The organism is Roseivirga pacifica, from assembly GCF_900111145.1.
In the GTDB taxonomy this organism is placed as follows: Bacteria; Bacteroidota; Bacteroidia; order Cytophagales; family Cyclobacteriaceae; genus Roseivirga; species Roseivirga pacifica.
Genome location: NZ_FOIR01000001.1, coordinates 1,302,547 through 1,316,848, shown reverse-complemented (window position 1 = coordinate 1,316,848; position 14,302 = coordinate 1,302,547). Strand labels below are relative to the sequence as shown.

Below are 14,302 nucleotides of genomic sequence, written 5' to 3'. Positions count from 1 at the left end.
GACACATTGACAGAAATGGAATAAAAAATGCCGCACCTTTCAGTGTGGCATTCAAATTCGTTGGCCGAAATGGCACTATGCACTCACTATATTTTCAAGTGTGAAAGTAAAAGGTGTAGCATTTGGTCCTACTCCCCCACCTGTCATTACTATGTCGGCAGAGGCAATACCAAACAAGTCAATCTCTGTATTGATATTACTCATTATGGCAGCATCAATCTTTTGCCCCTCCATAATTTGAGTTCCTACGCCTATATAAATTTGGCTATTGAACTGAAAGGCGGCGTTACTAGATGGTTCCAAACTTCTTTGAGAAGCACAAAGTTTTCCATCTCGATAAATTTCTGCAGAAATGGCACCTGTCGACAAGTTGTTCTCCAATTCTACTTCATTAGAACTCGAGGCAGCCCCTTTGTACCTCAATACATCGCCCGATTTCGCCAATACCATTTCGAAAGCTTGCCCCATGCTTGCCGAAAGCCTCGGGGTGTAATTTCCGTAACTGTCTACTGCCGACACAGAAAATACAGAGGAAAAGGTGAATGGATGATTATCGCCTATGCCACAGTTTTGAATTACCCGCCAGGCTACTGCGGAACCATCAGTCGCCAACTGATTCTTCTGAAAAATTATAATCTCGTTATTGCTAGCCTCATTCGACTTGTTAATAAAGTTTAGCTGTACTACACTCATATCTTACTGGTTTTGTGTGATTAAAGCCTCAAGTTAAACAAATCAAAATGCAAAATGAACGACAGCTACAAGGTTAAGCCATTCAAATGATTACCTTAGGCTTTGAGATAAACCGAACCATGCGATTTTTTTACTACCTAATTATCTACCCGCTATCGCGCCTGCCTTGGGCAATGGCCTACGCCCTGTCTACTTTTCTCTATTATACACTCTATAAAATACTCCGCTATCGTGTGGGCATTGTTAACAAGAACTTGCGCAACTCCTTTCCTGAAAAATCGAACGCAGAGATACGAGATATCAGAAGGAAGTTTTACCGTCACTTTTGCGATGTAATGGTAGAAAGCTTAAAAATGCAGTCCATTACCAAAGAAGAACTTGCTGAAAGACAAAAAGTAACGAACCCAGAAATTGTAGATCACATTTTTGAACAAGGTAGAGGTCTAATTGTCGCTAGTGGTCATTACAACAACTGGGAATATGTTGCCACAGGCATTAACCCTTGGTTTAAACACCAAACCTTGGGCATTTATCATCAATTCAAAAACAAGTGGCTAGAGAAGAAGATGCTTGAAACTCGCGGGGTTACAGGCATGGTACTAGTTTCTAGAAAAGCCGTTAGGGAAGGTTTTTTTGAAAAAAACAAAGCGCCATATGCCATCTTTTTTGGTGTAGACCAATCCCCTACCATTGCTAAAAAAGTTTACTGGACCACCTTTTTGAACCAAGAAACGGCCGTTGCCTTTGGTGCCGAAAAATACGCCAAGGAAAGAGACTATCCGGTAATATTTGCTGATACAAAAAAGGTGAAACGCGGCCATTATGAAATGACCATTAGAATACTCACCGAAAACCCTAAAGATTTGCCTCATGGTGCCATTACAGAGATGCACACCAAAGCGCTAGAAGAGCAAATTAAACGAGACCCCGTTTATTGGTTATGGTCGCATAAAAGGTGGAAAAGAAAGCGGAAAGCCGGGGAGTAAAGTCTCTAGTTTTTCCTCATTAGACTGGCGTAGGCCTTTTTCATGGAATACCATACATCCCCTAAAAAGCCATTCTTATTATAAGGATTATCTGGTATTCCTAAGTCCAATGTCTCATTAACAGGAGACTTAAAAGTCCCAAAGATTCTATCCCAAATAACCAACGTAACCCCATAGTTTCTACCATAGTGATGTTTGCTAACTGAATGATGTAGCTTATGTGCATCGGGAGAGATAAACAAGTTTCTTCCCAACCAACCAAAATTAGCTTTTACCCTAGAGTGAATAAACAACTGATGAAACTCTTCAATCCAAGTAATTATGAAAAATGTAAGCAAGGGAGCGCCAAAAACCGCATAAGGTATAGCGTTAATGAGTTTCCCTACAGCTATCTCCACAAAGTGCAGTCTATATCGAGTCATTACACTGAAGGATGAAGCTGAATGGTGAAATTCATGCAGTCTCCAAAGCGGCTTTACATTATGCATCATCCAATGCCCAACATAGTTGCTGAAGTCACTAATCAGGTAAAGGATAAAAAATTGCAAGTACAGGTTATCAATCTTCAGAGCCAACTGCAGGTTTGTGTTGTCGAATATCAATTTCGAAACCACCTGGAATAGCCCAAAGGACAAGATTAAAGAGATAAGGTTGGTAAGGTTAAAAACAGCCAAGGCTGTCATTATCAAATCAGTTTTTACAGACTTATCCTTTCCGAAAATCGCCTTAAACGAAGATTTTTTCCAACCAATAACAATGAGTTCGCTAGCCAAACAAACAATCACGATCCCCAAATTAATCGCTAGGTTTCCCTGATTAAGAATGGTTTTTAAAAACTCAATGGCTCGCTCTAGCATGAAATATAGGTGTGTATTTAAAAATGAAGATGTTAGACAATTCAATATCTAGGAATATTTCGAATTGATAAAATGAGAAACGCGAATTTAAGTACCTTTGCACCTTAATTTTGCAAGGAATGAGTTTAGCGAAGGAGATAGAAAAGCGAAGAACGCTTGAATGAAAAATTACAACAAATTTGAATAGTTTGAGCATGAACTTAGAGCAGAAAAGCATGAACATGGCTCAGTCAGTGGGCTTTTTTGGTATACCTTCAGAAAATTTTGATGAATCGGGCCGAGCACAGTTTATAGCCCTACTCGAGCTAGGTCTTCTTCCACAGTCCAGTATATTAGAAATTGGCTGCGGTGTTCTCAGAGCGGGCCATTGGTTAATCAACTTTTTAGAGCCAGAAAATTATTATGGCATAGAACCGTCAGAAAAGCGAGTACAACTTGGACTTGATCAATTGATCAGCAAGAGTGTACAAATCGAAAAAAAACCTCGATTCAATTTCAATGACGAGTTTGATTTAACAGTGTTCGACAAGAAGTTTGATTTCTTTTTAGCTGGTTCAATCTGGACTCATTGTAGCAAACTCGACATTTCAACAATGCTTGATGGCTTCAAAGAAACGGGCACAGACAACTCCGTTTTTTTAGTTTCCTATCTGCCTGCCTTTTTTCCATGGCAAGATTATAAGGGATCAGACTGGGTGGGCACAAGTCATAAATCTGAAAAACCCGGTTGTATACACCACAACAAGAAATGGATTAAGAGACAAGCAAAAAATAGAGGTTTACATATCTCATTTTTAAATAAAACTGCCTTTGACAATCAATACTGGATAGTTTTATCTAAGGCTCCACTAATAAAGGTTAAAACACTACTTAGCAAAAGATTACTTCGCTTTTACCATGCCTTGAAGAACTAACCTATCATCTAATGGTCTCAGATAATTTCAGTTGATTTATTGTGCTATTATTAACTACCATTCGCCTTTTATCGAAAAACCAACCATATTTATTAAAGTACTTAATTGCTGATTTAATATGATGCATGAGTAAGTCAATGCTATCATAAGATCCTCTTTGAAAGAAATGGTAGATTGATTCTTCTCCGTAATAAAGAGTAGACCACTTTTCATTTATTCTTCTAGATAAATCAACATCCTCGAAATACAAGAAGAACCTTTCATCAAAGCAACCCACTTCTTTCAAAGCATCCTTTCTAAGCAACATAAAGCAACCAGAAAGATAGGGAGCCTCAAAAACAAGGTCTGGGCTCACGCCTGCTAATTCATAACGCGACATATATTTTGAAAAAACTATTTTGGCCGGCTTGGGCATAAACCTCCTCAAAATGAGCTGCAATGGGTTTGGCAGCAATTTATAAAGTGGTTGATCGGAATTATCTGGATTTAAAACCCTCGGTAAAAGCAGCCCCACATCACTCCTTCGCTGCATTACCTTTAAGAGGTTTGACAAAACGCCTTTCTCAAAATACACATCTGGATTTAAACAAAGATGTATAGCTCCAAAGTCCATTACTTTATTCAAAATAATGTTATGTCCTTTGCCAAAGCCAATATTATCACCTACCCATATATATTTGAAATCAGAATAGTTGGACACAATAAAGTTCAAGCTTTTGTCTGGAGAATTATCAATAAAATAAACCTGCATATCAATATCCTCTGAACTCAAACAAGCACAAAGCTGAGTAATATGAGCGGGTTCATTCTTAAACAAAACGACAGAGATAGTCAGTACTTCGGCCTTGGTTTTATCCATAAAACGAAAAATTCTAGCCCTTAACGGCCTTATAAATTTTGGGATAGTTTAACTCAGTCCAGATGCTAAGCCAAATGCGAATTGTTTTCTTCCAAATTAAAAGAGTATGCTTGAAACTCGCAGAATATTTGTTTCTTAATCCACGCTTATGCCTGAGAATTGTATCTTGATAAAGATTAATCAATAAGTCAATTGATTTTTCCAAACTTGCATCCTCTCTTATTCTATCACATACTATTTGTGAATCTCTAGTTGAGAACTTGTCTAATTCTTCACAAAGGGTCTCTACGGTTGTAAGCCTCGTCATCAGCTTCATTCCAAAGTTATACTTTCTATAATGGTCAAAATTTTGAGGCTTAACCATTCCTGCTAACCCTGTGAAATCACAGACTATTACTGCACAACCAACAGCCATTGACTCCATTGCCGCCTTAGCCTTTCCAAAGACCAAATCAAAACCTCCAATTAGTTGCTCGGGTTTAGGGTGTTCTTTACCAACCCCTTTTCCAATTACTTGTAAGTTCACCCCTTTTATCTCACAAGCCTGCTTAATCAATTTTAAATAGTTGTGATTATTGGCATAATTAGAAAAGACTAGGGCCGTGTTTAAAGTGGCACTCCAAGTCTTCTTTTTTTCAAACCTCTCTAGATTCACCCAATTATAAACAACTTTAATATCAGCAGAGCTAATTGAATAATCTTGTATGTAGCGTTCAGCGCAGTTATAGTCTACGGCCGCATATTGAACTATATTCTTATGGAATAGAGGAATATCTAATGGACTGAGTCTATCGTGAATCCATGAAATACAGGGTGTTAATTTGAACTTGTTTAAAGCTAACCTGGTGACAATATTCTGATGCCCATGAATTAAATCTGGCCTACTTAACTCCGCAAGTTTGGTTGTAACAACAACTCCGGCATCGGCTATCTCCCTACTCACTTTTCCTAGCCTTAATGTAAACACCTCGACACCGACCCCTCTGCGCACAAGGCCTAACGCCAAGTCCTTAACATATAGCGTGGTGCCATTATAAGCATCCATCTCAATATTTGTTATGAGAATTTGCAAGGCCTACTGTAATAAAGCCTGAGCGAGAGGCTTCATGTTTTCATTAAACGAAATGAGCCTTTTATAAACTCCTTCTTTAACTCGCCTTCTTCCGTGTTCCTCATAAAACGGTACTTCAGTTTCCCAGTTACTGACCTTAGTAAGGTCTGTTATTTTTCGAAAGCATTCTTTTCTAAAGAAATCCAATCCGAATGAATCCATAAACCGATCTACTTCAAACTTTAACTCTGCGTAATCAACACAAGCTTTCAGTTTTTCTCTCATTTCATCCTCCGATAGATCAAAAACAATACTATTTTCATTTATTGAATCTTGACCTTTATGTAACTCATCTTGAAGGAAATCATAGTTCTCTACTTCTTTATTCTTAGATGTTAAACGAGACACCAATCCATTTATCAAATACCTGCATATGTCATGAGATGGATTGAACCCTTCCAAAGCGTCTCCTACAATACGTCCGTAACCTTCTGACCGCCACAAATCTTCTAAACTATCGAGTAAAACTAAAAAAGGCTTATGGTCACCCTCAAGAATTAAGTCATATATTTGCCTATCACTAAATGGCTCAAAAGGGGATAAAGCTTTTAGTCCTAAAGAGTTAACTAGCGCAATAGATTCATGAAGCCTTGACTGATTTCTATTACCTGAACCTGTGGTTAAATAAACTACATCTGGCTTTTCGGTTATTAACAGTTTATAAGCAAGTAATTCATGGCCCGGGTGACCAACAAAAAGTAGTGTTTTCATTTTTATGAGGTCTCTATTAAGAAGATCAGTCTTATTCTTAAGTCAAAAAAAAGGTGTTGAGAAGACAGCAGTAAGATACGCCTTTGGTGACTACACAAGCAAGATTATAACAGCATTTTCTTTCCCCATTATAGCATCAAATATGGGTTTTGAAAATACAGGAAAATATGATCTCATTCTGACTTCGTGTATTATTGCAGCTCCAGTATTTACATTACATATATCAGATGCTATTTACAGATGGTTAACTGACACAAACAGTTTCGAACAAAAAAAAGGCTATTCTAACGGACTAGCCTTTCTCATGGCAGTTTTGATATTTATTATTGGTACTTTTCCAATTACAAACCTCTTCTATTCTTCAACCTTACTTCTTCCTGCATATTCTCTTTTAATGTCTCTAATCATTTACAGAGCTTGTCAGCAAGTGATTAGAGGGTTGGGTTTGATCAACAAATATGCAATTGCTTCAATTTTTAATGCCTTAACATACGCGAGTATAGCCTTGGTCGGCCTAATTCTATTTAAAAAAGACCTTCGATTTGTCTTATTCGCAATGACCCTTGGCAACCTTCTTGCCTCAGTCTTATTAATAATCCCAATTACTAAACGGAGAATTTGGTCACCGTCAACAATAGGGTTTGATCAGATGTTTTCATTGATAAAATTCTCCTTCCCCCTATTAGTAAATAGCCTTGGATGGATGTTGGTCATTCAATTAAACAAGTATGTGATCGCCTACTTTTTCGGAAATGACGAAAATGGCATTTACGCCATAACTGAACGGCTCGCAAGTCCAATTTATTTGTTAGCATTTTATTATTACTTTTCCACGCAAGATCACTTTTTAAAATCATCTGAAGTCCGCAGAGATTCATCCTTTTTATTTAAAATAATAAAGAAGCTTGTTCTCATATCAGGTATAGGAACAATCATCTTACAGCTTCTATACATGGTGTTTCTACCTCATTTTTTTCCAGACCTAACCGTAGTACTTCGATACATTCCAGCAATGGCCGTAGCGAATATCCTACTCGCAATCACAACATTCTTGGGCATCCCATATATTCAAAGTAAGGACTCTAATATTTTAGCCCGCACAACCCTTTATGGTTTAGTAATTATGGCTTTAACGACCGCAATATCTATTAACCTACTCGGGCTATATGGAGTTTATTTAAGTATTTCGCTAGGAACACTACTAACAATAGTGATGAGGCTAAAGTATACCAAGCATTATTACCTTAAAAGCCTATAAATACACTGTACACTCGCAACCAGAATCTTTGAAAACTCAAATTATTGATATTAAACTTAGACTTGTAGACCTATTAAAGGAGGTTATTAAGTACCAATGTTTCCCCATTATCTTTCCACTCTATTATTACTTCAATCACAAAGACTACAGCTGGCTAAAGGAAAAAAACAGGCAGGCAAGAATTAATCAGGGGGTGAACAATAAAAAAATAATGGTAATTGATGACCGAATTCCCTATCCTGAAAATGGGTCTGGCTACCCTAGAACTCAACAAATTTTAAAAGGGCTATCATCTCTTGACTTTAAAATCAGTTATTACGCCTTCATACCCTTTGTAAATAAAGATAAGGTTGAACGGCATTTTAATTCAAACATAGAGTTTATCACCAGTCCTTTAATTGCAAAAAAAGGAGCTCTTAGAGCTATAAGAGAAAACTTATCAACTATTGATATTCTTTTAATCAGTCGGCCAATAACCCTTAAAAGACTTTATAGACACCTGCCAGAGTTTAAGCGACAAAACCCCAACATTAAGATATTTTATGATTCTGAAGCAATAAACGCTCTGCGTCTAAAGGGCTCCAGTCAAAGGGTAAACAGGTATTTAACCAAGGAATTACATATGGCCAGTTTCGCTGACAAGACAATAGCTATATCTCTAAGGGAGCGAAAAGTATTTGAACAATTACTCCAATTAGAGCGGCTGGAAGTTCTAGGTCATCAAACACAAGAGGTTAACATCTCTAATCCTATTGAAGAAAGGAGTGGCTTGTTATTTATGGGGCCACTCTACAGAAAAAGCACCGAAAACAGCCAAGCTTTCTTGTTCTTTCTGGAACGCATTTGGCCCTATATTTTAAAAAATTCCGTTACCACAACATTCACGCATATAGGTAGAAATCATCTAATAAAGAGTCACAAAAACCTAAAACCAAATATTAAGCTTGTTGGAGAAGTTAAAGACATTAGCATTTACCTAAATAAAAGCAGAGTATTTGTTGCCCCCACCTTAAGCTCATCAGGTATTCCCCTCAAACTAATAGAATCAGGAGCTCACGGCTTGCCTTCAGTATGTTCAACTATTTTAGCGAATCAATTAGGGTGGGAAACAGAAGTACATGCGCTTGTAGCAGACGACCCCGAGGAATTCGCCAATCAGTGCATACGTTTACTTACTGATGATGAGCTTTGGCACAAAATAAGCAAGAATGTACTTCAAAAGGTTAAATCGGAGTATTCCAAACTTCATTTCACCAATCAACTGAAAGCTATATTTGAGCCCAGCTAGGCAATTAAGCCCTCTATGAACAACCTATTAAATATGACCAAAAGACTAATCTGGAAATTATCTATTCGGATGTTTTCAGGCAATGAGGTCATACAGCTTTTTCGGATTCATTTTAATCACGAACCGAGCGCCTTAGAGCTCTTTAAATTAGCTATTAAGAACTACTATTCTGCACTAAATAAAGAGAAGTTAATAATTGATTTAAGAGAAAAAATTGAGCTAGCCGAGAAAAAGCATCAAATCCTATGGAGAAAGAAAATTCATGAATTAAAAGAAACAGTAAAAAACTATCACTTTGATAATGTGGCAAATCGGGCCGAAAATGCCGCTGTTATTGTTGAATCCAGAAAGCACGAGGATCTTGAGGTAATCGTTAAAAATGTTATGTCTTGTTTAGAGCTAGGATGGTCTCTCTACATTTTTCATGGAACAAATAATGAAACCTATGTGAAAAAGACCTTTTCAGAAGCTCCCCAGATAAATTTCATTTCCTTGGAAACCCCTACTATTGACAGAGAGCAATATAGTACACTTTTAAAAACACCTGAGTTTTGGAAAAAGATTGAAGCCAAAAAGGTACTCATATTCCAAACTGACTCTATTATGTTAAAAAGAGGTGCTGAAAGTTTTTTAAAATACGATTATATAGGTGCCCCGTGGAATAGTAAGCACTTTTTATCGAAAACAGATGTAGGCAATGGGGGCTTTTCAATTAGAACAAAACAAACTATGATCGAAATCTCCGAGAAGTATAAAGACGACAATCTGTCTGAAGATGTATTTTATTCAAAGTATTGCAAAATCAATGGATACGCGCTCCCAACAAAAAAGATAGCTGGCTCTTTCTGCCTAGAGAATACTATTACACACCCATCTCCAATTGCTGTTCATCATCCTTTACTAATACCTCAGCGTAAACTTTCAAAAATACTCTTTGGCCATGCATAGTAAAGACAACTAATACCCATTCTCAAACTGCCATTACCTCAAAACCCATCTCTTAATTTGCTTTCCACCACCATTGGAGCGCAACTAAGATATCTGTACTTTTGCACCTCAATTTCAACAACATGAGTTTAGCGAAGGAGATAGAAAAGCGAAGAACCTTTGGTATTATCAGTCACCCCGATGCCGGTAAAACCACTTTAACCGAAAAGCTGCTGCTTTTTGGTGGGGCTATTCAGAAAGCAGGAGCTGTAAAATCGAACAAAATCGATATGCATGCCCGTTCCGACTGGATGGAGATTGAAAAGCAAAGGGGTATCTCTGTAGCTACTTCGGTTATGGCTTTTGAGTACGAAGGCTCTAAAATCAACTTGCTCGATACGCCTGGTCACCAAGATTTTGCGGAAGATACTTACCGTACACTTACCGCTGTCGATTCTGTGATTATGGTAATTGACTGCGTGAAGGGTGTGGAGATTCAGACCGAAAAGCTGATGGAGGTTTGCCGTATGCGCAATACGCCTGTAATCTCTTTCATAAACAAGCTCGACCGTGAAGGCCGCGACCCTTACGATTTGCTTGACGATATTGAAGGAAAACTAGGTATTAACGTACATCCGCTCAGCTGGCCAATTGGCATGGGCAAAGACTTCAGAGGGGTTTACAGCCTTTATGACAAAAGTCTTCGCTTATTCAAAGCTGGCGGTCAACAATTGCACGAAGAGGCCTTCAAATTTGCCGACATCAACAGCCCTGAACTAGAAAAGTACGTGGGTGAAAGCTATGCCGCTCAGCTACGCGAAGATGTTGAAATGCTCGATGATCTTTACGGTCCACTCGATGTTGAGGCTTACCTAAATGGAGATGTTGCACCGGTTTTCTTTGGCTCTGCAGTAAACAACTTTGGGGTAAAAGAATTGCTCGACACCTTCTTAAAGATTTCTCCAGCACCAAAATCTAGGTTCTTAGACGAAACCAAAATAACACCCGAGCATAAAGAATTTACCGGTTTTGTGTTTAAGATTCACGCCAACATGGATCCTAAGCACCGCAACAGAATCGCCTTTTTGCGAATCTGTAGTGGCAAATTCGAAAGAGGGTCCAACTACTATCATACACGGCAAGAAAAGAAATTCCGAATCTCTCAGGCTACCGCCTTTATGGCTCAAGACAAAGAGACCGTAGACGAGGCTTACCCAGGCGACATCATCGGTTTGTACGACACTGGTAACTTCAAAATCGGTGACACGCTTACCGAAGGCGAAAAAGGTATGTACCGAGGCATCCCTAGCTTCTCTCCGGAAATTTTCCGCGAGGTAATTAATAAAGACGCCATGAAAACCAAGCAGCTAGAAAAGGGCTTAAACCAGTTAATGGATGAAGGTGTTGCCCAGCTCTTCAACTTTGAGCTTGGCTCAAGAAAAGCAGTTGGAGTTGTAGGCCAGCTTCAGTTTGAGGTGATTCAATACCGACTGAAGAATGAGTACGGTGCTACTGTTGATTTTGCCCCTATGCAGCTTTATAAGGCATGCTGGATTTCTTCCAACGACCAAAAGAAACTTAACGAATTTATAAGCTCTAAGCAGCGCCATATTGCCAGAGATAAAGACAATAAGCTGGTATTTATGGCCGAATCGAAAGCCTGGCTACAAATGGTTCAGGATAATTTTCCCGATATTGAGTTCCACTTTACAAGCGAGTTCTAATGGAAAAAATCGTTCAACCGCTATATGAAGACAATCACCTGCTGATAGTGAACAAGCCTGCCGGTGTTCTGGTACAAGGCGACAAAACTGGTGACAAAAACCTGACAGACTACTGTAAGGAGTATATCAAGAAGAAGTACAATAAGCCTGGCGCTGTATTTCTGCACCCCGTACACAGGCTCGATAGACCCGTGAGTGGTGTGCTTGTTTTTGCCCGCACCTCTAAAGGGCTTGAAAGAATGAATAAGCTTTTTGCCACGCGAAAAGTGCAAAAAACTTATTGGGCTGTGGTTAAAGATAGGCCAAGCCAGAAGAAAGGAAAGCTGATCAGTTGGTTGAAAAAAGATGGTAATAAGAACATTACCACTGCCTATGCCGAACCTGTTGATGGCGCTCAAAAAGCAGAAACCGACTTTAGAGTTTTGGGTAAGTTAAACGACCATTTCTTAATAGAAGTAGAACCAAAAACTGGTCGACCACACCAAATCCGCGTGCACATGGCCGAGTTTGGCTGCCCAATTAAAGGTGATTTGCGTTATGGTTTCCCTAAGCCAAATCCTGATAAAAGCATTAACCTGCATGCACGTAGACTCTTCTTTGAACACCCAATTAAAAAGGAGCCTGTAATTGTAACTGCTGGCCTACCAAACGATCAGTTCTGGGAGCAATTCCTAACACTGGAAAAGCAGAAAGTAAAAGACAAGAACATCGACAAAATGTATTGATTTTCAGAAATGAGTAAAAATCAGGTTAATATTTAAACCAGTTTTTACTCATTTCTCATAAATTCGCTAAGTAAAGACACCTTTTACTTATGCGTCAAGCCTTAGTAAGCCCCGGGGCTTCAGAACTCTCTTACGAAATCCGCGAAATCATCATTAAGGCTGATCAACTGGCGGAGTTGGGCCGCACCATCTACTTCGAAAATATTGGCGACCCGATACAGAAAAACTGGCAAATTCCTTCGTGGATAAAAGACATCATTTCTGAGCTAGCCCAAAACGATAAATCCTATGGCTACTCCCACTCTATGGGTGAAAAGTTTGTTCGCCAGTTTCTAGCCGAGGAAAACAATAAGCTACAAGGTGCTAAAATTTCAGCTGAGGACATTATTTTCTTCAACGGTCTGGGCGATGGAATTTCTACACTCTATCAGTTTATCAAGCCCACTTCAAGAATTATTGGTCCCTCACCGGCTTACTCCACACACTCTAGCGGTGAGGCCGCACACGCCAATGCCAACCCGATTACTTATCAGCTTAATCCGGCCAAAAAGTGGCTTCCTGAAATGGACGACCTGTACAACCAAGTACAGTACAACCCAAGCATTGTCGGTATTCTTATCATTAACCCAGACAACCCAACGGGTGCTGTTTACCCAAGAAAAGTACTGGAAGACATGGTGAAAATAGCACGAGAGTTCGATCTATTTCTGCTGTGTGACGAGATCTATGGGGCGATTACGTACAATGGCGCCAAACATTATCCGCTTAGCGAAGTAATCGAAGATTTGCCGGGCATCGCCATGAAAGGAATGTCTAAGGACATGCCGTGGCCTGGTAGCCGTTGCGGGTGGATGGAATTTTACAACCGTGGCTCCGATGCCCTGTTCAATAAACTATTTCACACATTACAGCGGGCTAAAATGTTGGAAGTATGTTCGACCACGTTACCACAAATGGCCATACCAAAAGTTTATGGTCACAAGAACTATCCGGCATACAGAAAGGCTACCAACGAGAAAATAGGCAAGCGAAGTTCTCAAATAGCAGCCCTGCTTCAAGATATCCCCTACCTCTACTTCAACGAGACTTTTGGGGCGTTTTACAACACCATAATATTCAAACCAGGCACCATCAATTCCTCCCAAAAACTAAAAATTGATAACCCTGAGGTTGAAAAATTACTGGATGGCTGGCTACAAGAAAGAAACCTAAAACCAGACAAGCGCTTTGTGTACTACCTACTAGCTGCAAAAGGTGTATGCGTAGTACCTATCTCATCGTTTTGCTCCGATCTCTTAGGGTTTCGGGTAACCTTACTCGAAGAAAACGAAGACTTACTAATTGAGACTTTTACGCATATTAAAGAAGCCGTAATAGAATACTGTGAGTCTTAAACAGTCGATGGCCAATGGTCAATAGTCAATGGCGAACAGATACTTCACGCTAAGTTTGTATTTTAGTAAGCATCTATGAAAAAGCTGCTTAAGATTATTGGTATTCTATTGTTAGCCATAGTACTCACAGGCTTTGTATTTGTTTGGGTGAAAAATGAGCCACTTCCCGAGGGTGGCCTTAGCGGAAAAGAAGCCGACAAACTAGCCCAGCAAATGATGACCTCACTGAACCACCAAGCTTGGCAGAATACAGCTACCGTAAGCTGGACGTTTAGAGGCAGCCATCATTATGAGTGGAATAAAGCCGAGGACATTGTAAAAGTGAAATGGGACAATCATGAAGTCATGCTCAATACCAAAACACAATCGGGTATTGTGGCCAATGGCCAAGACTATTCGGCTGCAGATATTGACAAGCTGACGCAAACAGCCACTGACTATTTTAATAACGATAGCTTTTGGCTATGCGCGCCATTCAAAGTTTTCGATCCCGGTACCAAAAGAAGTATAGTAACACTGGCCGATGGCCGTGCAGGCCTTAAAGTCACTTATAATGCGGGCGGCAGCACTCCTGGAGACTCTTATGTATGGATGCTCAATGAAAACTATCAACCCACAGCTGTAAAAATGTGGGTTTCAATTCTCCCAATTGGTGGTATGGAATTTACATGGGAAAATTACCAAACGCTGGAGTCTGGTGCGCTTGTAGCCCAAGACCACAAGGCATTTGATTTTTTGAATGTAGAACTCACTGACATTCAATAACCAAGCATATTCACTTGTCTAATATTTCCCTCACAAACCAAACAAACACCGATTTGGCAGCGTATTTGTAAGTCTCTAAACAAAATTAGA

General features: G+C 39.3%; 14 protein-coding genes. 9 read left to right on the top strand and 5 right to left on the bottom strand.

The features are described from left to right. Nucleotides 1-75: 75 nt before the first annotated feature. The gene (locus tag BMW98_RS05820; protein WP_090257573.1) at nt 76-693 is read right to left on the bottom strand and encodes a hypothetical protein; all 618 of its coding nucleotides are present in this window, start codon (nt 691-693) and stop codon (nt 76-78) included. 86 nt (nt 694-779) lie between these two features. Between BMW98_RS05820 and BMW98_RS05815 the strand changes: the two genes are divergently transcribed. Then, a complete protein-coding gene (locus tag BMW98_RS05815) occupies nt 780-1,679 on the top strand; it encodes a lysophospholipid acyltransferase family protein (protein ID WP_090257572.1) in 900 nt (299 codons plus the stop codon). Nucleotides 1,680-1,684: 5 nt separating this feature from the next. Here BMW98_RS05815 and BMW98_RS05810 read toward each other — a convergent pair whose 3' ends face one another. After that, entirely contained in the window at nt 1,685-2,536 is an 852-nt protein-coding gene (locus tag BMW98_RS05810; protein WP_090257571.1) for a sterol desaturase family protein, read from the bottom strand. A 194-nt stretch (nt 2,537-2,730) separates the two neighbouring features. Between BMW98_RS05810 and BMW98_RS05805 the strand changes: the two genes are divergently transcribed. Then, nucleotides 2,731-3,450 (top strand): class I SAM-dependent methyltransferase, encoded by a 720-nt coding sequence (locus BMW98_RS05805; RefSeq protein WP_090257570.1) that lies wholly within the window; start codon nt 2,731-2,733, stop codon nt 3,448-3,450. Between the two features lie 4 nt (nt 3,451-3,454). On the opposite strand, the gene BMW98_RS05800 is transcribed toward BMW98_RS05805, so the two are convergent. Genes BMW98_RS05800 through BMW98_RS05790 form a run of 3 tightly spaced genes read right to left on the bottom strand, consistent with a single transcriptional unit; the run spans nt 3,455 to nt 6,131 of the window. Continuing rightward, entirely contained in the window at nt 3,455-4,309 is an 855-nt protein-coding gene (locus tag BMW98_RS05800) for a glycosyltransferase family protein (protein ID WP_090257569.1), read from the bottom strand. A gap of 13 nt (nt 4,310-4,322) precedes the next feature. Beyond that, nucleotides 4,323-5,354, bottom strand: coding sequence for a glycosyltransferase family protein (locus tag BMW98_RS05795; protein ID WP_121505233.1), 1,032 nt, complete (start codon nt 5,352-5,354; stop codon nt 4,323-4,325). Between the two features lie 30 nt (nt 5,355-5,384). Beyond that, a complete protein-coding gene (locus BMW98_RS05790; RefSeq protein WP_090257567.1) occupies nt 5,385-6,131 on the bottom strand; it encodes a hypothetical protein in 747 nt (248 codons plus the stop codon). 4 nt (nt 6,132-6,135) lie between these two features. Between BMW98_RS05790 and BMW98_RS05785 the strand changes: the two genes are divergently transcribed. The 7 genes from BMW98_RS05785 (at nt 6,136) to BMW98_RS05755 (ending at nt 14,212) form a co-directional block, all read left to right on the top strand. Next, a complete protein-coding gene (locus BMW98_RS05785; RefSeq protein WP_090257566.1) occupies nt 6,136-7,389 on the top strand; it encodes a lipopolysaccharide biosynthesis protein in 1,254 nt (417 codons plus the stop codon). A gap of 28 nt (nt 7,390-7,417) precedes the next feature. Further along, nucleotides 7,418-8,677 (top strand): glycosyltransferase, encoded by a 1,260-nt coding sequence (locus tag BMW98_RS05780; protein ID WP_090257565.1) that lies wholly within the window; start codon nt 7,418-7,420, stop codon nt 8,675-8,677. Between the two features lie 33 nt (nt 8,678-8,710). Next, entirely contained in the window at nt 8,711-9,625 is a 915-nt protein-coding gene (locus tag BMW98_RS05775; protein WP_139177426.1) for a DUF5672 family protein, read from the top strand. Nucleotides 9,626-9,747: 122 nt separating this feature from the next. Continuing rightward, nucleotides 9,748-11,328: a peptide chain release factor 3 gene (locus BMW98_RS05770; protein WP_090257563.1), complete on the top strand. Its 1,581-nt coding sequence runs from the start codon at nt 9,748-9,750 to the stop codon at nt 11,326-11,328. Next, a complete protein-coding gene (locus tag BMW98_RS05765; protein ID WP_090257562.1) occupies nt 11,328-12,053 on the top strand; it encodes an RluA family pseudouridine synthase in 726 nt (241 codons plus the stop codon). Before BMW98_RS05770 ends, BMW98_RS05765 begins: the two co-directional genes overlap by 1 nt. An 89-nt stretch (nt 12,054-12,142) precedes the next feature. After that, nucleotides 12,143-13,447 (top strand): pyridoxal phosphate-dependent aminotransferase, encoded by a 1,305-nt coding sequence (locus BMW98_RS05760; protein WP_090257561.1) that lies wholly within the window; start codon nt 12,143-12,145, stop codon nt 13,445-13,447. Between the two features lie 75 nt (nt 13,448-13,522). Further along, nucleotides 13,523-14,212 (top strand): hypothetical protein, encoded by a 690-nt coding sequence (locus BMW98_RS05755; protein ID WP_090257560.1) that lies wholly within the window; start codon nt 13,523-13,525, stop codon nt 14,210-14,212. Nucleotides 14,213-14,302 lie beyond the last annotated feature (90 nt).

Excerpts from the sequence above, each read along its gene's own strand:
- BMW98_RS05820 (WP_090257573.1), bottom strand. The coding sequence starts at position 693 with ATGAGTGTAGTACAGCTAAACTTTATTAACAAGTCGAATGAGGCTAGC.
- BMW98_RS05815 (WP_090257572.1), top strand. The coding sequence starts at position 780 with ATGATTACCTTAGGCTTTGAGATAAACCGAACCATGCGATTTTTTTAC.
- BMW98_RS05810 (WP_090257571.1), bottom strand. The coding sequence starts at position 2,536 with ATGCTAGAGCGAGCCATTGAGTTTTTAAAAACCATTCTTAATCAGGGA.
- BMW98_RS05805 (WP_090257570.1), top strand. The coding sequence starts at position 2,731 with ATGAACTTAGAGCAGAAAAGCATGAACATGGCTCAGTCAGTGGGCTTT.
- BMW98_RS05800 (WP_090257569.1), bottom strand. The coding sequence starts at position 4,309 with ATGGATAAAACCAAGGCCGAAGTACTGACTATCTCTGTCGTTTTGTTT.
- BMW98_RS05795 (WP_121505233.1), bottom strand. The coding sequence starts at position 5,354 with ATGGATGCTTATAATGGCACCACGCTATATGTTAAGGACTTGGCGTTA.
- BMW98_RS05790 (WP_090257567.1), bottom strand. The coding sequence starts at position 6,131 with ATGAAAACACTACTTTTTGTTGGTCACCCGGGCCATGAATTACTTGCT.
- BMW98_RS05785 (WP_090257566.1), top strand. The coding sequence starts at position 6,136 with ATGAGGTCTCTATTAAGAAGATCAGTCTTATTCTTAAGTCAAAAAAAA.
- BMW98_RS05775 (WP_139177426.1), top strand. The coding sequence starts at position 8,711 with ATGACCAAAAGACTAATCTGGAAATTATCTATTCGGATGTTTTCAGGC.
- BMW98_RS05770 (WP_090257563.1), top strand. The coding sequence starts at position 9,748 with ATGAGTTTAGCGAAGGAGATAGAAAAGCGAAGAACCTTTGGTATTATC.
- BMW98_RS05765 (WP_090257562.1), top strand. The coding sequence starts at position 11,328 with ATGGAAAAAATCGTTCAACCGCTATATGAAGACAATCACCTGCTGATA.
- BMW98_RS05760 (WP_090257561.1), top strand. The coding sequence starts at position 12,143 with ATGCGTCAAGCCTTAGTAAGCCCCGGGGCTTCAGAACTCTCTTACGAA.
- BMW98_RS05755 (WP_090257560.1), top strand. The coding sequence starts at position 13,523 with ATGAAAAAGCTGCTTAAGATTATTGGTATTCTATTGTTAGCCATAGTA.